This is a genomic window from Streptomyces lycii (genome assembly GCF_009735685.1).
In the GTDB taxonomy this organism is placed as follows: Bacteria; Actinomycetota; Actinomycetes; order Streptomycetales; family Streptomycetaceae; genus Streptomyces; species Streptomyces lycii.
Genome location: NZ_WHPN01000262.1, coordinates 1 through 22,195, shown reverse-complemented (window position 1 = coordinate 22,195; position 22,195 = coordinate 1). Strand labels below are relative to the sequence as shown.

Sequence of the window (22,195 nt, the reverse complement as noted above, 5' to 3'; positions counted from 1 at the left end):
CGGGCGGCACCGCGGGCTCTCCGGGTGCCGGTGCTTGCGAGTGCGCCGTGCCCGGGACGGTCCCGCCGACGGTCCGGAAACCGTCCGAGGACCACCCAGGACCACCCGTGAACCAACCGCGGATCACCGTGGATCACCGCGGATCACTCACAGGATCGTCCATGGAGTCACCGGCGGACGGCCCGTGGCTCGTCCTCGACGTGCACCCCGCGCACAGCGGCTGTGACCGAGCATGCGCGGTACGGCCCCTCACCACCACTGTTGTTGCCGTTCCGGCAAATCCGGGGGGCGCGGTCAGGACTCCCCGGCCGCGGTCACCCGCCAGCTCCCGACCTCGCGGTGGGCCGAGTCGTAGAGCGCGGAGCCGTCGCCGGGCTTCAGGTCGTAGTGGTGCAGATTGCCGCCCCAGTACCGCAGGATCCGGCCGAGTTCAGCGGCCGCCTCACCGCCGAACGCCGTGTCGCCCATGTCGACCTCGAGAACGAATTTCACGCCCGCCTCCGTATCCGCTGCTGCCGGCACCGCCGGTGGGGCCACCGGCTCGGGCTTCAATCGTCTCATTCAAGTGCTACTGGGGACTTTCCGCAGAAAAGCACTGGAGAAGACGCTTCGAAGACCGGAAAAGTCTCAAACCGCATCGCCGCGCCACCGCGTTAACGTGACCGGGTGACGACAGACCGGCTGCGAACGCCGCCGACCTCGCCCGACTGGCGGGCATCTCCGTCCAGCAGATCCGCAACTACGCCGACACGGGAATCCTGCCGCCGGTCGAACGGACGGCGAGCGGCTACCGGGTCTACACCCGGGTCCACGCCGAAGCCCTCCTGGCCGCCCGGGAAGCGGCCCTCGGGCACGGCTGGCCGACCACCGGCGCCGTCCTGCGCGCCGTCCACGCGGGCGACCCCGGCACCGCGCTCGCCGCCCTCGACGCGAGCCACGCCGAACTGGCCCGGGAACGGGCCGAGCTGGCGAAGGCCGAGGAGGCGCTCGGCGCGATCCTGGACGAGGCCGAGTCCGCCTCCCGGGCCCGCGAACGAGCCGGGGCCCGCGGCCACCACCCGGCCCGTGACCGTTCCCGGGCGGCCGGGGCCCGGCGCGGACTGCGTATCGGCGAGGTGGCCGAGGAGGTGGGTGTGGCGACGCCGGTGCTGCGGCTCTGGGAGGACCGGGGGCTGCTGCGGCCGGAACGCGAAGCGCCGACGGGATACCGCCGTTACCCCGGGCCGGAGGTCCGGATGGCGCACCTCGCCGCGCTGCTGCGGCGCCGCCTCCACCGGCTCGACGCGGTCCGCGCCGTCCTCGACGAACTCCGCGCGACCGGTGACCCGGAGCGCGTACGGGAAGCCCTCGCCGAGCACGAACAGGACCTGCGCCGCCGCAGTCTGCGCAGGCTGAGGGCATCCGCCGCCCTGTACGCCTACCTCGACCGGACGGGGATCGGGGCGGCGGTCAGCCCGCCGTGAACGCCTCGGCGTGGGCCGCGGCATGGTCGGCGAAGGACCGCGGCCGCCGTCCCGTGACCCGCTCCACCGCGTCCGTGACCCGGTCCTCCGCTCCGCCCGCGATCAGCCGGTCCAGGCCCGCGAGCACGGCCGCGAATTCCGCCGGCATCTCCCGGGCGAGACGTGCGCGCATCTCCTCCTCCGGCACGGCGTCATGGCGTACGGGGCGGCCGGTGACCCCGGTGACGACCGCCGCGACGGCGTCGTACGACAGGGCTTCCGGGCCGGTGAGGACCCAGTCCGTGTTGTGCGGTGCCGGGTCGGTGAGGGCCTGGGCGGCGACGGCGGCGATGTCCTCCGCGTCGACGAACGCCACCCGGCCGTCGCCGGTCGCGGTCGTGAGGACGCCGGTGGCGCGGATGCTGTCGGCGTGGAGGTGCCGGCCGGTGAAGTTCTGCATGAACCAGGACGGGCGCAGCACCGCCCACTCCCCGAACAGCTCGGTCACGCCCCGGTGCACGATCCCGGTGAGCGGCCCGCCGCGGGCGACCTGGGACGAGCTGAGCAGCACCGCCCGGCGCACTCCGGCGCGCCGGGCCCGGTCGAGGAAGGGCAGCATGACGGCGGCCGGGTCGGCGGATCCGACGGGCGGTACGAGGTAGACGCCGGTGGCGCCGTCGAGGGCCGCGTCGTGGGTGGCGGGGTCGTACCAGTCGAACGTCACGGGTACGGCTGCGGCGGCGACGGGGGCGGCCGTCCGTCCGGGCGCGGTGGCCCGGGTGTCCTCGGTGGCCCCGGTGTCCTCGGTGGTCCGGGTGCCCCCGGTGGCGGTGGCGGTGGCTGCCGTGCTCGTGGCTGCGGTGACTGTGGCCGCTGTGGTGGTCCGTCCGGCCGTGGTGACGGCGGTGGTCCGTCCGGCTGTCGCGCTCGCGGTGGCGGACCGTCCGGCCGTGCGGCTCGCGGCCCGGACGGGGTGCCCCGCCCGCGTCAGCCGGCTCACCAGGCGGCTGCCCGTCGTGCCGGTGGCGCCGGTCACCAAGATCTCGCCGCTGGCGGTCGTGCGAGCGGTCGTGCGGGCGGTCACGCGGACGTTCCGGCGGACGTTCCGGTGGCGGACGCGAAGGGCGAAAGGCCGCCGTGCGCGGAGCCGGGCAGGCCCAGCGGGTTCCAGTAGTCGCGGCAGTGGACGATGCTGCCCTGCTCGACGGTGAGCACCATGACGTACGACATCGCGTACGGCTCGTCCGTGGCGACCAGGCGCCCGGTGGCGCGGAACTCGGCGACGATCGTGCGCGGATCCTCCGTCCGGTGGACCGTCGTTTCGGGGATCTCCCGCAGGTCGATGTGGTCCGTATAGCCCCGCATGTAGTCGGCCACGGCGGCCCGGCCCTCCAGGCGGCGCGGGAAGCCCTCGGGGGCGTAGGGGAATTCGAAGACGCACGAGTCGGCGCACAGACCGACCCAGCCGTCGGTGTCCTTGTCGAGCAGCAGGCGCAGCCCGTGGCGGAACAACTGTTCCGGGCTGGTGGGACGGGTCATGGGGGCTCCTCGCGGTGGGTACGGGCAGGGGCGTGACAGGCGCGGTCGTCCGTTAAGATGTGGACCGCCGGTCCGCTAATGAAGATACGGACCGACGGTCCGCTTTGCAAGAGGAGGCCATGGATGGCGGAGTCGACGCCGGGAACCGCGCCGGGGCGCGCGGGTGCGACACCGGACCGGGCGGGTGTGACACCGGACCGGGCGGACGCGGCGCCGGGCCGGGCGGGCGTGACACCGGACCGGGCGGGTGCGGCGCCGGAGCCGAGGCGGCGGGCCGATGCCGTACGCAACCGTGAAGCCGTGCTGGACGCCGCCGAGGCCCTCTTCACCCGCAGTGGTCCGGCCGGGGTCAGCATGAGTTCCGTCGCGGCGGCGGCGGGGGTCGGCAAGGGCACCGTCTTCCGCGCCTTCACGGACCGCACCGGGCTGCTCCAGGCCCTGGCCGAGCGGCGGTCCGCCCCGCTGCGCCGGGCCGTCGCGGAGGGCCCGGCGCCACTGGGTCCGGGCACTCCGCCGCGCGAGCGCGTCCCGGCGCTGCTGGACGCCGCCGTCCGCCACAAGGTCGACAACGGCGCGCTGCACCTCGCCCTGGAGGAGGCGGGTGCGGCGAGCCCGTACCAGAGCCCGTCGTACACCTGGTGGCACGCGACGCTGCGCGAGTCGCTGGCCCGCGTCGTCGACCCGGAAGGCGCCGGCTTCACCGCGCACGCGCTGCTGGCGGCGGTTCGCGCGGATCTGATCACGCATCTCACGGGGGTGGAGCGGATGCCGGTAGACGAACTCCGGGCCCGACTGGCCGCCTACGTCGCGACGTTCCTGCCCGGCACCGAGACCGGGGCGGAAGCCGAAACCGGGCCCGGGGCGGAAGCCGAAACCGGGCCCGGGAGGGATGCCGGGACTGAAGTCCAGGCCTGAACCGGACCGGACCGGACCGGACCCCGGCCCCGGGGCTCCTGGGCCGGGGTCCGGACCCGGACCCGACTCGAACCGATCTGACCGGCCCGGCCCCGACCCGGCCTCGCCCGATCCCGCCCCCGGCCCGGCCCGATCCGGCGCGATCCGGCGCGATCCCGTCCCCGGCCCGAGCCGGGGCCGGGGCGTGTGGCCGGGAGTCGTCAGTGCCCGGGCGGTGCCGGGACCAGGCCGTCCGCGACCAGCCCGGCCAGTACCGCCTCGCCCAGTGCCTGCACGGCGGACTGCGGCCGGACCATCACCGTGAACTCCTTGATCCGGCCGTCCTCGTCGAGGTGCAGCAGGTCCAGGCCGTGGATCTGCTTGCCGTTGACGTTCGCGCGGAAGATCAGGGCCGCCGAGGGGGCCTCGGTGCCGTCGGTGCTCGTCCCGGAGCTGCCGTCGTGGTGCCCGACGTAGCGGATGTCCTCGAAGGTGCGCAGCAGCACCCGGAAGAGCCCGAGCACCAGCGGCTTGCCCTCGAAGGGGGTGAACTTCACCGGGCTGTAGAAGCGGATGTCGTCGGTGAACAGGGCGTCCAGGGCGGCGAGGTCGCCGTCGTGGACGGCGGTGCGGAAACGGTCGGCCGTGGCACCGGGCCCCGGCTCGCGAACGGACTCGGCTGCGGTCACGGCTGCTCCTCCACGGTCATGAATATGACTACTCACTTTTTTGAGTATGGTGGGAGGAGGCTCCGGGGAGCAAGGGTGAGCCGGGACGGGAGAGACGGAGGCGGCCCCATGGCGTTGCGGCATGCCGTACTGGCGGCGCTGCTGGACGAGGAGTTGAGCGGGTACCAGCTCGCCAAGGCCTTCGATCTCGGGGTGGCCAACTTCTGGCACGCGCTGCCGCAGCAGCTCTACGCCGAACTGGCCCGGCTGGAGCGGGACGGCCTGGTCACGGGCCGGGACGTCGTCCAGGACACCCGGCCCACCAAGCGCCTGTTCCGCGTCACCGGCGCCGGGCTGGCCGAACTGGACCGGTTCACGGCCTCCGCGTCCAAGCCCTCCTTCCTGCGGGACGACCTGGCGGTCATGGTGCAGGCCGCCGACCACGTCGACGCCGGCCGGCTGATCGAGCGGCTCACCGAGCGGGCCGCCGTCGCCCGGGCCAAGACGGAGCTGTTCGGCACGCTGCTGCGCACCATGCGCGGTGACCGGAGCGAGGAGGAGTTCCTGCGGCACGGCGAGCGCATCGGCCCGTATCTGACGTGTCTGCGCGGTCTCGCGTTCGAGCAGGGCAACCACGACTGGTGCGAACGGACGATCGCGGTGCTCCGGGAGCGGCGGGCCGCCCGCGCCGGGGGCTGAGCCGCTGGAGCGGCGGTCGGCGACACGGCGCGCTCCGGCAGCGGGGCAGCCGGGCAACGGGCCATCGGGCGCAAGCGGGCCACCGGGCAGCGGGCCATCGGGTGCAGCCGGGCAGCCGGGGCAGCAGGGCACGGAAGGCGCCCCCGGGCCACCGGGCAGCGGGGCTCGGAATGCACGCCCGGGCGACCGGACAGCGGGGCCGGGAAGGCGCGCCCGGGCGACCGGACAGCGGGGCTCAGAACAGGTCCAGCGGCACTTCCGGGACGCCGTTCAGGGGTTGTTCGGTCCAGATGGTCTTGCCGGAGTGCGTGTACCGGCTGCCCCACCGGTGGGCCAGCTGGGCGATCAGGAACAGGCCGCGCCCGCCCTCGTCGGTGAGCCGGGCCCGGCGCAGGTGCGGCTGCGTCTGGCTGGGGTCGGAGACCTCGCAGATCAGCGTCCGGTCCTTGATCAAACGGAGGCCGATGGGAGCCCCGGCGTAGCGGATCGCGTTGGTGATCAGCTCGCTGACGATCAGTTCGGTGGTGAACGTCAGCTGGTCCAGGCCCCAGGTGGTCAGCTGGTTGATGACGAGTTCGCGCGCCTCGGAGACGACGGCGGGGTCGTCGGTGAACCGCCAGGCTGCGGTGGACCCCTCGTCCAGCGCCCGGACCCGGGCCACCAGCAGGGCCACGTCGTCGGCCGGCACCTCGGTCAGCACCTGGTCGAGCGCCGCCCGCCCGATCTCGGCGGGGCTGCCGCCGCGCTCCACCGCGGTGGCCACGCCCTCGACGAGCGGCCGCAACGGCTGCTCGCCGCAGCCGTCGGGCTCCTCCGGCGCGTCCCCCGCCCGGCCCCCGCCGGACTCCGCCCTCTCCCGGCCTTCGCCGGACTCCGCGCCCGCCCGGCCCCCGCCGGACTCCTCCGCTCCGGCCGGCCGGCCGCCGTGGACCACCAGCTTGTTGGTGTAGAACGCCAGTACGCTCCCGGGTGTGAGGTGCAGGTCGAGCGGCTCGAACGGCATGCCGCCCGAACCCAGGGCGGGTCCCGGTTTCAGGTCCGCGTAGTGGGTGGGCCCGCCGGGGCACGTCAGCAGGGGCGGCGGGTGGCCCGCGCTGGCCATGCTGCACCGTCCGGTGACCGGGTCGTACACGCAGTACAGACAGGTCGTGCCGAGCACCCCGCCGTTGCCGGGCTGCGGCTCGGTGGAGCCCAGCCGGATGACGAGGTCGTCCAGGTGGGTGAGCAGCTCCTCGGGGGCCATGTCCAGGTCGGCGAGGGTCTGCACCGCGGTCCGCAGCCGGCCCATGGTGGCCGTCGCCCCCAGGCCGTGGCCGACGACGTCACCGATGACGAACGCGACCCGGGCCGAGGACAGCGGGATGACGTCGTACCAGCTGCCGCCCATGCCCGCCGCCGTGCTCGCCGGGATGTACGTCCCCGCGGTCTCCGCCGCGCTCAGGTCCACCCCGGCCGGTGGCAGCAGGCTGCGTTGCAGCATCTCCACGGTGCGCAGCTCGGTCGTGTAGCGCCGGGCGTTCTCCAGGCTCAGGGCGGCCCGGGAGGCGATCTCCTCGATCAGTGACACATCGTCCTCGGCGAACCGGGCCCGCTCGCCCCGCCGCCACAGGCCCATCACCCCGAGCACCGCGCCCCGGGCGTGCAGCGGCACGAACATCGCCGAGGTCGCGCCGTCGGGAAACAGCAGCCGGCGCCGCTCCTCGTCCGGGTCCAGCTCGTCCCGCCAGGACTCCAGATCCTCCACCCGCAGGCTCGTACCCTCGCGGAGGTTGAAGCTCTCCTGCTCCCTGGCGCGCACGACGTCGCCGAGCTGGTCGATCTCCGCGGGCCACCGGCCGTCCGCGGAGGCGACCGCGATCCGGCGCAGCCGGGTCCCGGGGACGAACGCGCCGGTCTCCTGACCTTCGAACACCGAGTCGGACAGGTCCACGCTCACCAGGTCCGCGAAGGACGGTACGAGGATCTCGGCCAGCTCCTCGGCGTTGCCGGTGACGTCCAGGTTCTGGCCGAGCCGCTCGGCGGCGGCCTGGAGGAGCCGGAGCCGCCGCCGGGCCGCGTGCTCGGTGGTGACGTCGGTGTAGACCGCAGCGACGCCGAGTGCGCGGCCGTGCCCGTCGTGGAGCCGGAACACCGACATCGACAGCATCCGCTCCTCACCCGGATTCCGCCGCGGCCGGGCGGACTGCTCCCAGTCGATCACCGGCTCGCCGGTCTCCAGGACCCGGCGGAGCTGTTCCTCGATCGCCGCGGCGTCCTCGTCCAGGACGGCGTCCGAGAGCCGGGCACCCGGTGGCGGCCGGTCGGTCACGAAGCCGCCGGGGAGGCAGGAGTTCAGCGTGCCGCGCTCGATCCCCAGGTCGGTGCCGTGGACCACCAGGCCGAAGTGGTTCTGCTCGAACATCGCTCGGAGCAGCGCCCGGTCCTTCGCCGGGTGCCGCGGGTTGTCGTCGGTCGGGGCGGGGCTCAGGCACACCACGTGGCGGGCCGGGCAGCCGTCGGGCAGCGGCACCATCGCGGCGTCGACCGGAACCTCGGTGCCGTCCCGGTGCAGCAGGACCGTCCGCAGCTGCTGCATCTCTCCGGGGCCGCCGCGTCGCCCGGGTTGCCGGTCCGAGTCCGGAACCAGCTCCGTGAACGGGCGTCCGCGCAGCTCGGAGGCGGTGCGACCGGTGAGGCCGAAGGCCGCGGACGGGCACTGGAGCACGGTCCCGTCCTCGTCCAGCAGCAGCACGACGACGCCGCCCGACGGCTGGTCGGGCTCGTGCACCTGCAGGGTCGGATCCACTCGGCTGCCTCGCTCCGGACGTGCGACGCTACTCGGGCCATTCAAACCCGGCGGCGGCCCGCTCGCATGGCGACGGCACCCGGCGCGGCCGTCCGGCCACCGGTTTTCACGGGCCCCGGACACCGACGGCGCTCCGCTCCGGGCCACGGGCCGCACGCCGGCAGGCACCGCGCTCCGGGCGGCCCGGCGGCCGCGACGGCCACGGTCACCAGCACGGCGTACGCCACCAGGTCGTACGGCACGGCCGGGGAAGCGGAGGGCGGACCCGCGGCCCGGACTCGCCGGGGAGGCCGTTGCCCGCCGGTGACCGGGGACGCGGGTGATCCACCGGCGCAGCGGGCCGGCCGTGCGGCCGGTCCGCGGCGCCGGTGGGTGCTCAGATCAGGCCGCGCCCGTTGCGGCGGGCCTCCGCCCACTCGCGGAAGAACGCACGGCTGATCACGAACAGGACGACGGCCACGACGACGGGCCACATCAAGATGTACGCGCTGAGAGCGACGGTGGTCACTGTGCCTCCTGCTGGTTGTCCGGTTGCGGTCCGGTCACTTCCTCGCGGCGGGCTCGGGTTCTCCGTCGGCGTCGCCCGCCCGCCCCGGGGCACCGGTCCTGGCGTCACCCGCCCGGTCCGGGGCACCGGTCCCGGTGTCCGCCGCCTGCCGCGGGACAGCGGCGCCGGCGTCGTCGCGGGCCGCCCGCGCGGCGGAGCCGTCGTCGAAGTCACCGGTGCGCTGTGCGATGACGGCGAAGTCGAAGCGCTCCTTCTGCCCGGCGGACATCGCCCAGCAGATGACGGTGCTCACGGAGTAGGCGACGAGCGAGCCGCAGAGAGTCGCGTACTCGTGGAGCGAGCCGATGGCGAACGGCGCGGACACCAGCGTGGCGAGCACACCGACGATCTTCGCCACCCCGGCGCCGAAGAAGCCGAACGCCATCAGGCCGAGGACGACGCCGATGCCGATGACGGACAGCACGTCGACGACGATGCCGAACGGGCCGTCCACGGAGATCCAGCCGAAGCGGACCGGCAGGAACACCGCGAGCGCCACGAGCACCGACGTGGTGAACGCCCTGCCGGTGACCTTCTCCCAGTAGAAGCTGGCCAGCACCGGGAAGACGAGGGCGCCCCAGAGGGCGCCGACGAACACCAGCAGATCGAGGATGCTCAGCTGGAGACTGGCGAAGGCCACGGCCGCCGCGGTCGCCAGGACCATCGTGATCCGGCCGATCAGCAGCATCGTGCGGGGGTCGGCCTTCTCCTTGCCCGCCACGTTCTGCCCGTAGACGTCGGCCATCATGATCGACGAGAGGGCCGAGAGGTCCGAGTCGGCCGTGGAGGACAACGCGCCGATGATCATGATGAAGAAGACGGCCAGCAGCGCCGTGGGCAGGTACTCCGCGGCCATCCCGGGGATGAGGTTGTTCAGGTCGCCGCCGGCCGGCTCGAAGCCGAGGTAGAGGGCGAGCACGCCGAGCATGCCGACGCCGATGACCATGGCGCCGTAGCCGATCGTCGCGGTGACGAAGGTCGGCTTGATCAGGGACTGCTTCACGGCGAAGAGCCGCTGCGCGATGGTCTGGTTGCCGATGGCGTAGGCGAGCACCGCGGCGATGTACGGGGCGCCCTGCTGCATGAACGCGTCGCTGGAGAAGAAGTCGCCCTGCTGCGGCGTCAGGTTCCCGGCGCCCGTCTCGAACGCGGCCGGGAACCCGGCCGCGAAGAAGATGAACGGAACGATCACGGCGACCGCGCCCAGCATCGCCACGACCTGTACGAAGTCGGTCAGCACGGAGGCCCGGAACCCGGACCACAGGGTGTAGAGGAGCACGCCCGCGGCGACGGCGAAGACGCCCTGGGTGAAGTTGAAGGGCGACAGCAGCGAGATCAGCACGCCGCCGGCGATGAAGTTCGACATCAGGCTGATGAGGCTGCCGACGATGTTGGAGCCGGCGAGCATCAGCTGGCTGGAACGGCCGTGGCGGACGTACATGACCTCGGCCAGCGTGTGCGCCTTGGGCGCGACGGCGCGGATGCGCTTACCGAAGGGGTAGATGAAGAGGATCATCAGGGCGCCCCAGAGCCCGTAGTGGATGGGGCCCGATATGCCGTAGGTGTAGCCCGAGGTGGCGGACGCGTACATCGAGGACGCCCAGATCCACGTCGCCGTCATGCTCGCGGCGGAGATGCCGAAGCCGATGTTGTTGCCGCCGGTCATGTACCCGTCGGCGTTCTCGTCCTTCTTGCCGATGCGGGTCGAGATCAGGAAGGTGCCTCCGTAGAAGAACACCAGCAGACCCACTACCACCACGGCGCTGAACTGGGCTGTTTCCACGCCGTCCACGCGCGCCACCTCCTTCGACTCGTGGAGCCCGCGAACGGCCGCGGGATCCGGCGTGCCGACCGAGGACCCCGCGGTCGTGTCCCGCGCGCCGGGCGCGGGCAGAGGCTCCGTCCCCGGCGCGCCTCGCTGTCGTCGCGTGGGCCCAGGGGCGTTCACAGAAAAGCGGACTGTTTGAGCCCGCAAACGTGAGGCACGTTAACAGCTTCTTCACAGGATGATGATGTTGGAGCGTCCCGCCAGGGTTGAGATGGCTTATCGGGTCGTTCGGGCGCTATGTGCTGGATAGTTGTGTATTCAATGATCGCTTTGTCGGGTTCGTGTTGCCCGTACTGCCCGTTTGCGGCCACTTCTTTACAAGTGGCAAGTGCGACGTCAACCGGTCCGGCACGTAGTAAAGATCACCGGAACGCAGTAAAGATCACCGGAGGGGCGCCGTGCGGTGGCCCGTCCGGGGTCCGCCGGGTCCGTACGCCGGAGCCGTCCCGAGGTCCGCCCGGGTCGCGGCCGGGGACCCCCGGGGGCCGGCCGGACCCCGGCGGGCGCGGAGGTGCGCTCAGTCGATCCGGATGACGTGCTTCCCGCGCACGCCGCCGGCCTCCAGGGCCCGGTGCGCGGCGGCGATGCCCGCGAGCGGGTGCACGGTGTCCACCACCGGCCGGATCACCCCGGCCTCGGCGTACCGGCTGAGTTCGGCGGACAGCTCGTGGCGCGCATTGCCGCTGAAGAACCGCACCCGGCGCGAGCCGTACCGGGCGGAGGCGAGCATGAGGAACAGGCTGGGGAGGGCGTTCTCGAGGTCGAAGGCGATGGCGACCATCCGCCCGCCCGGCGCCAGCAGCCGCCGCCAGTCGGCGTGTCCGGTTCCCACGGTGTCCAGGACGGCATCGAACGGCGCGAGGTCGGCGGGGCCGGTGGTGGTGTAGCTGTGGGCACCCCCCTGCGCAGGCGCACGGGGCGTCGCCCAGTTCGCGTACGAATTCGAGGCTCTTCGGGTCCGTCGGCGCGGTGACGTGCGCGCCGAGCGCCCGGCCCAGCTGTACGGCGACGCTGCCGACTCCGCCCGAGGCGCCGCGCACCAGCAGGCGTTCGCCGGGGCGCAGCCGGGCCTTGTCGCGCAGCGCGGTGATCGCGGTGGTCCCGGTCGCCGGGAGGGCCGCGGCTCCACCGGGTCGAGCCGGCCGGTGCCCGCGAGATCTGCCGCGGGCGGACGGCCACGTACTCGGCGGCACTGCCGAAGGTGCCGCGCGGCAGCGCCCCCTGCACCCGGTCACCCGGTCTTGGCCCCGGTTCCGCGACGGCCGCGCCGATCCCGGTGACCTCGCCGACGAAGTCGATGCCCGTACGGAGCGGGAAGCGCCGCCCGGTCACCAGGCGCACCCGTCCCGGACGTCCGTACGCCTCACCGCCGTTGACGCTCGCGGCAAGGACCCTGACCAGCACCTCGTCCGGACCCGGGGACGGCACGGGCACCCGGCCCTCGCAGAGCACCTCGGGCGGGCCGAAGCTGTCGTCCAGAGCGGCGCGCATGCCGTTCAAGGTCTCGCCCTTCTCTTCTCGCCCGGAGCGGGCGTCGGCGGACCGGACGGCGGCGGACCCGCGGCCCGGACTTTGCCGGGCCAACGGGCCGCACGCGCAGAAGATTCCGTTCCGGGTGAAGTGAGTGACATGCCTGCTGTGTGCTCTCACAACTGCCTCCGGGGGCACCGGCGGGCGCGCCCCGGCACCGGTGTACGGCTCCATCAGCGGGCGGGACCGGAGGCCGGCACGGTCCGGGCCTGCGCGGTCGGGATCTGCACGGTCTGGGTCTGCACGGTGTGGGCCACGGCGCGTCCCCGGTCGTCCTCCAGCGAGGTCTGGACGACGATGAGGGACCGCCCGACGTGCAGCGGTCCGGCCGTCGCGCGGACCGTCCCGGAGCGCACCGCCCGGAACAGGTTGCTCTTCGACTCGACGGTCGCGGTGCTCGCGCCCGCGGGCAGATTCAGATACGCGCAGACGGCTCCGACCGTGTCGGCCAGCGACATCAGCACCCCGCCGTGCAGCACGCCGCCCAGGGTGCACAGGTCCTCGGCCCAGTCGAGGGTGCCGCGCACCCGGTCGGCGGAGGCCTCCTCCAGGGTCAGGCCGAGGCGTTCGGCGTACGGCATGGCGGCGACGAGCTGCCGCAGTCCGTCCGGGATCTCGGCAGGGATCCCGGACGGTTGCCCGTCCGGGCTCCCTGCCGCGGGCCGGTCCGGCATCTGGGCGGACTGGGCAGCAGGGTTGGGCCGGGCAGTCCGGGCAGTCCGGGCAGTCCGGGCGGGAGCGGCGGGAGCGGTGGAATCGGCGGGACGGGTGGCGGGACCGGTGGGCTCGGTGGGCTCGGTGGGCACGCGGGGCACCTTTCTCTTCTGTGCGGCGGCGGTTTCCGTGGCCGGGCGCCGGCGGTTCTCTGTGCAGCGGTGGTTTCCGTGGCGGGGCCGGTTTCCGTGGAGCGGTGGGTTTCGTGGCGGGGCCGGTGGTGGTCCTCGGTGCGGAGCGCCCGCCGGTCCGCCGGCCCGTCGGTCAACGGAAGCATCGCGGCACCGCACGCGTCACGGTCTCCTCCGCGTCTGGCCCTTTCCGCGCGCCGCGGGCGACAATGGGGGATCGCGCAAGCGCATTCCGTAACAGGGGGAGAAAGGGATGGACGACGACCGGGCGTACGCCATGTCGCAGCCCGAGCCGCAGCCCGCACCACCGCCCGTACCGCCGATGCCGCCCGTACCGCCCGCACCGCCCGCGCCGCCGCCCCGTCCGCACGACCCGCTGGCCGTAGCGCTCGGCAACGCCTCGTTCCTCGGCGCCGGTTATCTGCTGATGCGGCGGTACCGGTGGGCCGCCGCCGCGCTCGCGGGCACCGTCGTGCTCGTCTTCGTGCTGCTCTCGTACGCCGAACCGTGGTGCGAGGTGCTGCTCCTGCTGTGGTGGGCGGCCGGTGTCGGGCACGGCTGGTTCCTCGCGGGCGGGCGCGGCCGGCGGTTGGCGGTCCGCCGGGAACGCGTCGTCGCGCTGGGCGTCACGGTGCCGGTGCTGCTGGCCACCGCACTCCTGCGGTACGACACGTCCGTGATCGACGGCGACATGACCGGGGCGCGGGCGAGCGGCGACTGCGCCGGAGTGGTGAGCGCCCAGGAGAAGACCTGGTTCGGGAACCGCCTCGCCGACGCACCGCTGGCCGCGCGGGGCGAGCGGATGGCCGAGACCTGCGAGCGGCTGGAGCGGGCCGCCGCCAAGCTGACGTCCGGGCTGGTCGGGGACACCGACGCGCTGCGGGCCGGGTTCGACCTGCTCGCCGAGGTCCGCGCGCAGCCGGGCAACGAGAAGACCGTGGACGTGGTCCTGAACGGCTTCCTCGACAGCCTGCCCACCAGGAATCCCTGCCCCACCGCGAAGGTCACCGACTGGCTCCGGGACCACACGCCCGGCCACCCGGCGCTGGACCGGTCGGAGGAGACCGTGCGGCAGGCCGCGCCCGGAGCGCTCGTCGAATGCGCCGACGACCACATGGTGGCCGAGGAGTGGAAGAAGGCCCGGGCGCGCTACGAGCAGTTGCTCGACCAGTATCCCGACGACAGCCGCGCGGACGCCGCCCGCAAGGGCGCCAGGGAGGCGACGCAGACCATCGAGCTGGAGAACGTCACCGAGCTGCTGGAGGGCGGGACCGGCCACCGGCCGGAATACTGCGACAAGCCGGCCAAGTACAGCGGGGCCAAGGCCTACGGCAAGGGAACGAACCGCGCGATGTTCTTCGGCAACGCCGAGTACACGGACCAACTGCCCGGCGGCTGGCGGACCACCGACCCGGCCAAGGCCGTGCTGGTGGTGTGCGCGGGCGAGGCCGAGGACGGGGACGCCGTGCGGACCTGCCCGTACGAGCACAAGCTCGCCATCGGCGGCGTCCAGGACGTGACGTTCCACAAGATCGACATACCGGTGCAGGTGTACGAGCTGCGCACCGGCAAGAAGGTCGCCGACCGCACGGTGCAGATCAGCGGCACCAGCTGCCCCGCGGTCCTGGAGTACGAGACGATCATCTCCGCCGACATCGGCCCGCCCTCGGACATCCAGGTCGAGGCGTCGAAGGGTGACGTACGGGCCGGCTTCGAGTCCTTGATCGACCGCTGACCGTTCATCCGCTGACCGTTCACCCGCTGACGAACCGCCGGCCGGATCGCGCACCCGCGTGCCCGGCCGGCGGCCCCGTCGCGAACAACCGTCTGCGGTCCCGTCGCGAACAGCCGCTCGCGGCCGCCGCCTCACGAACAGCCGTTCGCGGCCGTCAGAACAGCCGCTTGCGGCCCCACAGGACGACGAACGCCGCGACGGCGGCCGTGAGCGCGAACAGGATCGCCGAGCCCGTCCACAGCACGGGGGTCAGCTCCGACGCGGGCAGGTAGTCCACGGCCCAGCCGACGACGTCCTTCTCCGCCAGGCACGCGTCGGTCGCCTTCTCGGTCGCCTCGGCGCAGGAGCCCCAGCCGATGCGCTCCCCGGAGCCGGTGAGGTACCACTGCTCCAACTGGTTCGCGGCCGCGGGGATGTCGGGGAAGGCGTCCACGCCCGCCCGGCTGGTCACCGACACCGGATCGCCGAGGTCCGTCCAGAAGCTGCTCCAGGCGTACTGCACCGCCGTGGCGAAACCGAAGGAGACGACCATGGACAGCAGTGTCCGGCGCAGCACCATGCCGATCGCCGCCCCGGCGGTCAGGGTGAAGAGGGTGAGCGCCACCGGCACCGGCCCCGCCGCGGCGCCCGTCTCCCAGTAGAGGGTGCTGTCCGCCTCGGCGACCGGGGCCAGCCACCAGCCGTACACGGCGGAGAGCAGCGCCGTGCAGACGGCCGCCAGGAGCAGGGGCATGCCGAGTTTCGTGGCGACCCACCGGCCGCGGCCGACCGTCTGCGACAGGACGAGCTTGCCGGTGCCGTGTTCCAGGTCGTGGGCGAACAGCGGGGCCCCCACGAAGACACCCACCAGCGCGGGCACGAAGACACCGAGCGTGGTGGCGCTCTCCATCAGCCGGGACATGTACGGGACGAAGCCGTCCATGTAGTCCGCGTACGGCACCTCGGGCCAGCCGGCGCCGCGGAGGAAGTCGAGCATGGCCCAGCGCCGGTACGCGAACCAGGCGGCGCAGAGGACGGTGAGGACGATCCCGGTGCGGAACGCGGCCCGGTGCTGGCGCCAGACCAGCCAGGCCAGTCCGCGCAGCCGCGGGCCGCCGCGGGCGGTCGTGGGCGCCGGGGCGGACGCGGTGGCCGTACTGCTCATGCTGCTGCCGCCTTCGGGTCGGCCTGGGCGCTGGGGCTGACCAGGGGTGGGGTGCCGGGGGAGCGGAGGTAGGCGAGGAGGACCTCTTCGAGGTTGGGGCTGTCGGCCTGCCAGTCGCCGGCGACGGGGCCGTCGGGCCGTACCAGTGCGGTGACCTGCCGGCCGCTGACCCGGGACTCGACGACCGTGTGCCGGTCGAGGCGGGGCGGACCGCCCCGGCCGGTGCGGGCGCCGGTGAGCAGGGTGTGCGCGGTGAGGATTTCGTCGACCTCACCGGCCAGGCGGACGCCGCCGGAGGCGATGACGAGGAGGTAGTCGCAGCTGTTCTCCAGGTCCGTGAGGTGGTGGGAGGACATCAGCACGGTGGTGCCGTGCTCGGCGGCCTCGGCCATCAGGACGGACGTGAGTTCGTGCCGTACGAGCGGGTCGAGGTCGGACATCGGCTCGTCGAGCACCAGCAGGTCGGGGCGCCGGCCGAAGGCGAGGGCGAAGGCGACCCGGGTGCGCTGGCCGCCGGAGAGGGCGCCGATCCGCGCGCCGAGGGGAATGTCACCGGCGCGGACGATGTCCTCAGCGGTCTGCTGCTCCCAGCGCGGGTTCAGCTCGCGGCCCAGCCGCAGCGTCTCGGCGACGGTGAACCGGCGGAACAGCGGCTTCTCCTGGGCGAGGAAGGCGGTGCGCCGGCGGGCCTCCTCGGAGCCGGGGAGCGCGCCGAAGACCCGGACGCTGCCGGTCGTCGGCTTGAGCAGATGTGTCACCAGTCCCATCAGCGTGGTCTTGCCGGAGCCGTTCGGGCCGACGAGCCCGCAGATCCGCCCGGCCGGCAGCCGGAACGTGCAGTCCTGGAGCGCCCAGCCACGGCGGTACCGCTTCCCCAGGCCGTACGCCTCGATCGCGGACGTTCCCGCTGTCCCCCCGTTGTCGATGACCGTGCTCACGTGTGCTCCCTGCCTTCACCGCTGTGACTGTCTCCGGCGGCAGCCGTGGTGCCGGCGTACCGCTCCTCCATGACCGACGCGACCAGCGCGGTCACGTCGTCGCGCTCCAGTCCCGCCGCGCGGGCCCGGTCCATCCACGCCGCCAGCTCGCCGCGCAGCGGGGCGCCGGCGGCGGTCTGCGGCCTGGCCAGTGACCGGCGTACGAACGTCCCCAGGCCCGGGCGCGGTTCGACCAGCCCCTCCCGCTCCAGCTCCCGGTACGCCTTGAGGGTCGTGTTGGGGTTGACCGCGCAGGTCTCCGCGACCTCCTTGGCCGTCGGCAGCCGGTCGCCGGGAAGCAGGACACCGAGCCGCAGCGCCTGCTTGGTCTGCAGGACGATCTGCTGGTAGGCGGCGGTCCCGCTGCGTCTGTCGATGCGGAACTCGATCTCCTTCACCACCCTTTAGCTAGTTAGTTAGTGGAATGATGGTGGTGGGTGGCGAGATGCTTGTCAATCGACCGCCCGTCAACTCGTTCTTCAGCCACCCGGGTTGCGTCCGGTCCGGCGTCCCGGGCGGGCGCGGCTCCTGCCGTGGGAGCGATTCCAAAGCGGTCTTGTGTGTTCCATTGCCGCCTTGTAACGTGCCGGTCACTGGACCGGTTTGAGGTCTGGGGGCAGCTTCGATGACATCAAGGTCCGGCGCACATCCGCCATCCGGCGTGCACCGGAAAACATGTGACCTCATGCCGTGAGGCGGGGGCCACCGCATTCGGCTGCGCGCCTCCCTATGGAGGTCCCCACATGCGCTTTCATCGATTCCGGCCCCGGGTCTGGGTCGCCACGGTCTTCGTGGCGGCGGCCAGCCTGACGGTCACCACGTTCACCGCTCAGGCCGACACCACCGGCGCCGCCGGAGCGGCCGTTCAGCTCGCCCCCGCCGACGAGCACGACGGCGCCGACTGCGAGGTCGGCTCGCCGGGCTCCACCTCGAACTCCCGGCTGCCGGACCCGTTCACGAAGGCGGACGGTTCGCGCGTCTCCGCCAAGTCCGACTGGCGCTGCCGCCGGGCCGAGATCAAGGAGCTGGCCGAGGGCTCCGTGTACGGGAACAAGCCCGACAAGCCGGAGAGCGTCACCGGCTCCGTCTCCAGCAGCAGCATCTCGGTGAACGTCAGCGACCAGGGCAAGAGCGCCGGCTTCTCGGCGTCGGTCGACCTGCCGAGCGGCTCCGGCCCCTTCCCGGCCGTCATCGTCTACGGCGGATTCGGCGCCGACACGGCCGCCATCAAGGCCGCCGGCGCCGCCGTCATCAGCTACGACCCGTTCGCGGTGGGCAAGGAGGGCACGCCCCGCAACAACAAGCAGGGCGCCTACTACAGCATCTACGGCGGCAGCAGCGACACCGGACTCCTCATGGCCTGGGCCTGGGGCGTGAGCCGGATCATCGACGTCATCGAGCAGTCGGGCGGCAGCGTGCTCAGCGCCGAAGGGACCGGCGTCACGGGCTGCTCGCGGTACGGCAAGGGCGCGTTCGTGGCCGGCGCCTTCGACCAGCGCGTCGCCCTGACCATGCCGATCGAGTCGGGCAGCGGCGGTGTCGGTGCCTTCCGTTCGATCGCCTCGGAGAGCGGCGCCCAGCCGCTGAGCAGCGCCTACGGGGAGCAGCCCTGGCTGGGCGACCCGTTCGGCTCGTACACGGGCAACCCCGCCGGGCTGCCGGTGGACACCCATGAGATCGTCGGCATGATCGCGCCGCGCGGCCTGCTCATCATGGACAACCCGCACATCGACTGGCTGGGCGCCAAGTCCGGCAGCGTGGCGGCGCTCGGCGGCGCGGAGATCTACAAGGCGCTCGGCGCGGGCGAGAACATCACCTACTGGTCCGACGTCCAGGACGGCACCCACTGTGCCAACCGCTCCGAGTGGCGGGGCCCGATAACGCAGAGCATCCAGAAGTTCATGCTGGGCTCCGGCACCGCTCCGGGCCAGTTCCGCATCTCCGGCAAGAAGGCCGGCAACCTCGCCGAGTGGAGGAACTGGCAGACGCCGACGCTCACTGACTGAGTGACTGAGTGACTGAGTGACTGAGTGGCCGGGCCGGCTGACCGACCGTCGGCTGACCGGCTGACCGGCTGACCGGCTGACCGGCTGACCGCGTTGACTGCCTGAGCTGATTGACCGACCGACCTTGCGGCAAGCCCCGGGGCCCGGCGTGCGTACGCGCGCCGGGCCCCGGTTCGCGTGGGGCGCGGGGGGAGGGCAGGTCGGGACGGGCCGGGCCCCGGCTCGCCACCGCCACGGCGGCGGGCCTTCCGGGAAAAGCGGTCGCCCGCGTCGGCGGTACGACCGTAGGGTCACCGGCATGTCCCTGCGTCTCCGTATGCGCCAAGCCCTGCCCGAAGCCATGCGTTCCCGTGACAAGGCGGCGGTGAGCGCGCTGCGTGCGGCGCTCGCGGCGCTGGAGAACGCCGAGGCGGTGCCGGTCGACGCCGGGCGGCAGGGCGCGGCCCTCGAGGATTCACCGGTCGGGGCGGGCACAACGGAGGCGGTACGGCGCGAGCTGACCGAGCACGGCGAGGCGGAGATCGTACGGGCCGAGGTCACCGAACGGCTGGACGCGGCGCGGCAGTTGACCGCGCCCGCGCACGCGGAGCGGGTGGCACGGCTCCGCGCGGAGGCCGCCGTGCTGACGGGGTTCCTGGACGAACGGGACAGCGCCGCGTAGGGAATGGTCGACGACGGGGGCGGCGGCCCTGAAGGTGGCCGGGCCGGGCGCCGGTCAGCCGTCCTTCGCGGGGGAGTACGAGGCGATCGCCCCGCGCGAGAACGCCGCGTCGCCCCGGAGCGGCGGGATGCCGACGGACCCGACGGCCCAGATCTCGCGGGTGCCGGGCACGTGTTCCAGGTCGAGCACGTCGAACTGCTGGTCCCGCTCTTCCTCGGTGACCTCGTCGGAGCGGCCGGGGACCGGTTCGGGCTCCTCGACGGCATAGGGCTCACCGCCGGCCGGACGGTGCTGCTCCCTGCCGTGGGCGTCGTTCAGCACCAGTCCGCCCGCGCCGTCCCCGGCCGCCAGCACGGAATGGGCGGGCGCGGCGTTCCCGCCCGGGGCGCGGACGGCCTCCGGGGCCTTCCGCCAGCGCGAGCCGTCCCAGTGCAGCGCGATCGGGGTGTGGTGCGTCTCGGCCCCGGACTTGACGGCGTACGTGTGCTGCCCGAACGCCCAGGCGTCGTCCGGGGCCAGGGCGAGGATCTCGGTCAGCATGACCTTCTCGTCCGGCTTCGGCTCGGCGGAGCCGTACTCGGGCGTCGGCACCAGCCGCCACTTCTCCCCGTCGAAGTGCACGGCCGCGGGCTGCGAGCGGTCGCCGGGGCCGGTCTTGCGGTTGCCCACCGCCCACACGTCGTCGGGGCCGCTCGCGGAGAGCCAGTTGACGTAGACGTCGGGCAGCCGGTGGTCGGACCAGCGCTCGCCGTCCCAGTGGTGCGCCGTGGCCTCGGGCGTCGACGCGTCCAGCGCCCACACGTCGTCGGGCGCCAGGACGACGGCGTCGCGCGCGATGAAGCCCGTGGCGTTCCGGTGCCACTGCCGGCCGTCCCAGCGCATCGCCCCGGGCAGGCCGGCCGTGTCGCTGCCGTCGCCGCCCAGCGAACCGGCGAACAGCCACACGTTGTCGGGGGCCGACGCCTCCAACTGGGCGGCGGCCAGCTCGGCGCCCTTCTCGTGACGCATCGCCGCCGGCAGCCGGACCGGCCGCCAGTCGCCGCCCTCGCGGTGCAGCAGGATGTCGCGGCCGTCGTCGCCCGCACCCTTTTCCGTGGCCAGGGCCCAGCCCTCGTCGGCGGAAACGGCGGCCACGGCGTGCACCTGTGTGTCGAGGGATTCGCTGACGTGGTCGAGCCGCCAGCGCGCGGCGTCCTCGTCACCGTCACTGTCCCCGCTGCCGCATCCGGTCACCGTCAGCAGCAGGACAGCCGCCGTCACTGCGGCCCGCCGCACGGAACACGCTCCGGCGCAGCGCCGAAGCCCCCCTGATCCCGAGAACATGACAGGAGCGTACGGGGCCCGCGGGCGCTCTGTGGAGAGTTTCGCCGGGCCGCGGGCATGTCCCGCCGCGGTGGCCGCTGGGGTGTTCTCCGGCTGTCCTCCGCGGTGTCCTCCGGCTGTCCTCCGAGTGTTCTCAGGGCCCCGGCACGGCCGCCGTGCGCCGCCGATGGGCCGCCGGTGCGCCTCCGGTGGGGGAAGGCGCCGTCGCGGGCGGACCGTCACACCGCGCCTCGGGCCGGGGCCGGGCTGCTCCGCCTCGGGCCGGGGACGGGGCCACTCAGCCCCGGGCGGGGACGGAGTCACTCCGCTCCGGGCCGGAGGACGGGCGCCTGTTCGCCCCGAGCGGGGACGGAACCCCGAGCGAGGACGGGCCCCCGAGCCGTGACGGGCCCCCGAGCCGTGACGGACCCCCGAGCCGGGACGGCAACCCCCGGGCCGGGCACGGGCCACGCAGCGCCCCCACCCGGGCACGGGCCACGCTTCGCCTCAGGTCTGGGACAGATAGCCGACGAGAGCGCTGCGGCTGCGCTGGAGATCGATGATGCGGGCCTCCGTGGCCGCCAGCTCCTGGTCCAGGAGGGCCCTCAGCTCCGCGCAGAGGTCGACCTCCGTCCCGTCGCCCCGCGTGTACGGCAGCAGTTGACGGATCACCTCGGTGGTCAGGCCCGCCGCCAGCAGGGTACGGATCCGCCGCACCGTGACGACCGAGTCCTCGCCGTAGTCGCGGTAGCCGTTGGGGCAGCGGCCGGCCTCGAGCAGCCCCTGGGACTCGTAGTACCGCAGCAGCCGTGAGCTGACTCCGGTGCGCCGTGACAACTCCCCGATCAGCATGTGGGCCACCCGTAACAGCTTGACGTTGCCATTGATGTCAAGCCTTAACGTCGCTCTCGGCGCGGACATTCCGCGCGGCTCGGCCGGGCCCATACCCGGCCTGCTCGTTCGATCACCTACCGCTGGAGTGACCCATGACCTCACTCGACACCCGCAGCAGCGACGGGGCGGCGACCGGCCGGTCCTTCCTGTTCGTGCTCGGCAGTTCACGGCCGGACGGCAATACGGAGATCCTGGCCCGGGCCGCCGCCGAGCAGCTTCCCCCGGACGTCTCGCAGCGCTGGGTGGACCTGGCTCCGCTGCCGCTGCCCGACTTCCGGGACGGCCGGCACGAGACCGAGACCGAGACCGAAACCGGGGCCGGGACCGGGGCCGGGGACACCGAGGCGGAGCTGCGGCGGGCCACACTGGAGGCCACCGACATCGTGCTCGCCTCGCCGCTGTACTGGTACACGCTGTCCGCGCAGACGAAGCGCTATCTGGACTACTGGTCGGGCTGGCTGAAGGTGCCCGGGCTCGACTTCGGGCCGCGCATGGCGGGCCGGACCCTGTGGGGCGTCTCGGCCATGGCGGACCGCAACGAGGCCGTCGCCGACGGGCTGGAGACGACGCTGAACAACTCGGCGGCGTATCTGGGCATGCGCTTCGGCGGGCTGCTGCTCGGCAACGGCTCGGGTCCCGGGCAGGTACGGAACGACGAGCGGGCCATGGCCCGCGCCAAGACGTTCTTCGACCGGGAGG

General features: G+C 73.3%; 20 protein-coding genes and 2 pseudogenes. 8 read left to right on the top strand and 14 right to left on the bottom strand.

From position 1 onward, the window contains the following. Positions 1-294 precede the first annotated feature (294 nt). Complete coding sequence (locus tag GCU69_RS12025; RefSeq protein WP_156206002.1) at positions 295-492, bottom strand: hypothetical protein; 198 nt, start codon at positions 490-492, stop codon at positions 295-297. A 212-nt stretch (positions 493-704) separates the two neighbouring features. On the opposite strand from GCU69_RS12025, the pseudogene GCU69_RS34365 reads away from it, so the two are divergent. Both GCU69_RS34365 and GCU69_RS33625 read left to right on the top strand, forming a co-directional pair. Beyond that, positions 705-827: pseudogene (locus tag GCU69_RS34365) on the top strand (MerR family DNA-binding transcriptional regulator); the annotation flags it as partial. Between the two features lie 288 nt (positions 828-1,115). Further along, positions 1,116-1,463, top strand: coding sequence for a MerR family transcriptional regulator (locus GCU69_RS33625; protein ID WP_268969284.1), 348 nt, complete (start codon positions 1,116-1,118; stop codon positions 1,461-1,463). On the opposite strand, the gene GCU69_RS12015 is transcribed toward GCU69_RS33625, so the two are convergent. Both GCU69_RS12015 and GCU69_RS12010 read right to left on the bottom strand, forming a co-directional pair. Next, the gene (locus GCU69_RS12015; protein ID WP_156206000.1) at positions 1,450-2,526 is read right to left on the bottom strand and encodes an NmrA family NAD(P)-binding protein; all 1,077 of its coding nucleotides are present in this window, start codon (positions 2,524-2,526) and stop codon (positions 1,450-1,452) included. The genes GCU69_RS33625 and GCU69_RS12015 overlap by 14 nt on opposite strands. Next, positions 2,523-2,981 carry a nuclear transport factor 2 family protein gene (locus tag GCU69_RS12010; protein WP_156205999.1) on the bottom strand — a complete coding sequence of 153 codons (459 nt, stop codon included), beginning with the start codon at positions 2,979-2,981 and terminating at the stop codon, positions 2,523-2,525. The genes GCU69_RS12015 and GCU69_RS12010 overlap by 4 nt, the downstream gene beginning before the upstream one ends. 123 nt (positions 2,982-3,104) lie before the next feature. Between GCU69_RS12010 and GCU69_RS12005 the strand changes: the two genes are divergently transcribed. Continuing rightward, positions 3,105-3,896 (top strand): TetR/AcrR family transcriptional regulator, encoded by a 792-nt coding sequence (locus GCU69_RS12005; protein ID WP_156205998.1) that lies wholly within the window; start codon positions 3,105-3,107, stop codon positions 3,894-3,896. Positions 3,897-4,096: 200 nt separating this feature from the next. Here the strand turns inward: GCU69_RS12005 and GCU69_RS12000 are convergent, their stop codons facing one another. Further along, entirely contained in the window at positions 4,097-4,564 is a 468-nt protein-coding gene (locus GCU69_RS12000; RefSeq protein ID WP_235978427.1) for a nuclear transport factor 2 family protein, read from the bottom strand. A 108-nt stretch (positions 4,565-4,672) separates the two neighbouring features. Here GCU69_RS12000 and GCU69_RS11995 point away from each other — a divergent pair, with 108 nt between their 5' ends. After that, the gene (locus tag GCU69_RS11995) at positions 4,673-5,242 is read left to right on the top strand and encodes a PadR family transcriptional regulator (RefSeq protein ID WP_098754696.1); all 570 of its coding nucleotides are present in this window, start codon (positions 4,673-4,675) and stop codon (positions 5,240-5,242) included. A 235-nt stretch (positions 5,243-5,477) separates the two neighbouring features. On the opposite strand, the gene GCU69_RS11990 is transcribed toward GCU69_RS11995, so the two are convergent. From GCU69_RS11990 to GCU69_RS11975, 5 genes and pseudogenes are all read right to left on the bottom strand, one after another. Next, complete coding sequence (locus tag GCU69_RS11990) at positions 5,478-8,027, bottom strand: ATP-binding SpoIIE family protein phosphatase (RefSeq protein ID WP_156205996.1); 2,550 nt, start codon at positions 8,025-8,027, stop codon at positions 5,478-5,480. 376 nt (positions 8,028-8,403) lie between these two features. Beyond that, a complete protein-coding gene (locus GCU69_RS33205) occupies positions 8,404-8,535 on the bottom strand; it encodes a putative transporter small subunit (protein ID WP_218037914.1) in 132 nt (43 codons plus the stop codon). Between the two features lie 34 nt (positions 8,536-8,569). Further along, positions 8,570-10,366 carry a sodium:solute symporter family protein gene (locus tag GCU69_RS11985; protein ID WP_156205995.1) on the bottom strand — a complete coding sequence of 599 codons (1,797 nt, stop codon included), beginning with the start codon at positions 10,364-10,366 and terminating at the stop codon, positions 8,570-8,572. Positions 10,367-10,919: 553 nt separating this feature from the next. Next, positions 10,920-11,902: pseudogene (locus GCU69_RS34540) on the bottom strand (NAD(P)-dependent alcohol dehydrogenase). A gap of 203 nt (positions 11,903-12,105) precedes the next feature. Next, complete coding sequence (locus GCU69_RS11975) at positions 12,106-12,738, bottom strand: PaaI family thioesterase (RefSeq protein WP_456243374.1); 633 nt, start codon at positions 12,736-12,738, stop codon at positions 12,106-12,108. 292 nt (positions 12,739-13,030) lie between these two features. Here GCU69_RS11975 and GCU69_RS11970 point away from each other — a divergent pair, with 292 nt between their 5' ends. Next, positions 13,031-14,512, top strand: coding sequence for a tetratricopeptide repeat protein (locus GCU69_RS11970; protein WP_156205994.1), 1,482 nt, complete (start codon positions 13,031-13,033; stop codon positions 14,510-14,512). A 154-nt stretch (positions 14,513-14,666) separates the two neighbouring features. Here GCU69_RS11970 and GCU69_RS11965 read toward each other — a convergent pair whose 3' ends face one another. From GCU69_RS11965 to GCU69_RS11955, 3 genes are read right to left on the bottom strand one after another with little or no spacing between them, the layout of a single operon-like run. Then, the gene (locus tag GCU69_RS11965; protein ID WP_156205993.1) at positions 14,667-15,656 is read right to left on the bottom strand and encodes an ABC-2 transporter permease; all 990 of its coding nucleotides are present in this window, start codon (positions 15,654-15,656) and stop codon (positions 14,667-14,669) included. Further along, the gene (locus GCU69_RS11960; RefSeq protein WP_235978424.1) at positions 15,653-16,594 is read right to left on the bottom strand and encodes an ABC transporter ATP-binding protein; all 942 of its coding nucleotides are present in this window, start codon (positions 16,592-16,594) and stop codon (positions 15,653-15,655) included. Before GCU69_RS11960 ends, GCU69_RS11965 begins: the two co-directional genes overlap by 4 nt. Further along, positions 16,591-17,034 carry a GntR family transcriptional regulator gene (locus GCU69_RS11955; protein WP_408055798.1) on the bottom strand — a complete coding sequence of 148 codons (444 nt, stop codon included), beginning with the start codon at positions 17,032-17,034 and terminating at the stop codon, positions 16,591-16,593. The genes GCU69_RS11960 and GCU69_RS11955 overlap by 4 nt, the downstream gene beginning before the upstream one ends. Positions 17,035-17,376: 342 nt before the next feature. Here GCU69_RS11955 and GCU69_RS11950 point away from each other — a divergent pair, with 342 nt between their 5' ends. Then, entirely contained in the window at positions 17,377-18,639 is a 1,263-nt protein-coding gene (locus GCU69_RS11950) for a glucuronyl esterase domain-containing protein (protein ID WP_156205992.1), read from the top strand. 340 nt (positions 18,640-18,979) lie between these two features. After that, positions 18,980-19,300, top strand: a complete 321-nt coding sequence (locus GCU69_RS11945; RefSeq protein ID WP_098755085.1) for a hypothetical protein — start codon at positions 18,980-18,982, stop codon at positions 19,298-19,300. Positions 19,301-19,354: 54 nt separating this feature from the next. Here GCU69_RS11945 and GCU69_RS11940 read toward each other — a convergent pair whose 3' ends face one another. Both GCU69_RS11940 and GCU69_RS11935 read right to left on the bottom strand, forming a co-directional pair. Then, positions 19,355-20,560, bottom strand: a complete 1,206-nt coding sequence (locus GCU69_RS11940) for a hypothetical protein (RefSeq protein WP_156205991.1) — start codon at positions 20,558-20,560, stop codon at positions 19,355-19,357. Between the two features lie 549 nt (positions 20,561-21,109). Beyond that, positions 21,110-21,454 carry a MerR family transcriptional regulator gene (locus tag GCU69_RS11935; RefSeq protein ID WP_098755087.1) on the bottom strand — a complete coding sequence of 115 codons (345 nt, stop codon included), beginning with the start codon at positions 21,452-21,454 and terminating at the stop codon, positions 21,110-21,112. A gap of 134 nt (positions 21,455-21,588) precedes the next feature. On the opposite strand from GCU69_RS11935, the gene GCU69_RS11930 reads away from it, so the two are divergent. After that, on the top strand, positions 21,589-22,195 hold a 607-nt coding region (locus GCU69_RS11930), incomplete at its 3' end, for a flavodoxin family protein (protein ID WP_156205990.1).

What these genes read in the sequence shown, in the direction of transcription:
- GCU69_RS12005 (WP_156205998.1), top strand. Translation starts at nt 3,105, where the DNA reads ATGGCGGAGTCGACGCCGGGAACCGCGCCGGGGCGCGCGGGTGCGACA.
- GCU69_RS11995 (WP_098754696.1), top strand. Translation starts at nt 4,673, where the DNA reads ATGGCGTTGCGGCATGCCGTACTGGCGGCGCTGCTGGACGAGGAGTTG.
- GCU69_RS11950 (WP_156205992.1), top strand. Translation starts at nt 17,377, where the DNA reads ATGCGCTTTCATCGATTCCGGCCCCGGGTCTGGGTCGCCACGGTCTTC.
- GCU69_RS11970 (WP_156205994.1), top strand. Translation starts at nt 13,031, where the DNA reads ATGGACGACGACCGGGCGTACGCCATGTCGCAGCCCGAGCCGCAGCCC.
- GCU69_RS11965 (WP_156205993.1), bottom strand. Translation starts at nt 15,656, where the DNA reads ATGAGCAGTACGGCCACCGCGTCCGCCCCGGCGCCCACGACCGCCCGC.
- GCU69_RS11945 (WP_098755085.1), top strand. Translation starts at nt 18,980, where the DNA reads ATGCGTTCCCGTGACAAGGCGGCGGTGAGCGCGCTGCGTGCGGCGCTC.
- GCU69_RS12010 (WP_156205999.1), bottom strand. Translation starts at nt 2,981, where the DNA reads ATGACCCGTCCCACCAGCCCGGAACAGTTGTTCCGCCACGGGCTGCGC.
- GCU69_RS11935 (WP_098755087.1), bottom strand. Translation starts at nt 21,454, where the DNA reads ATGCTGATCGGGGAGTTGTCACGGCGCACCGGAGTCAGCTCACGGCTG.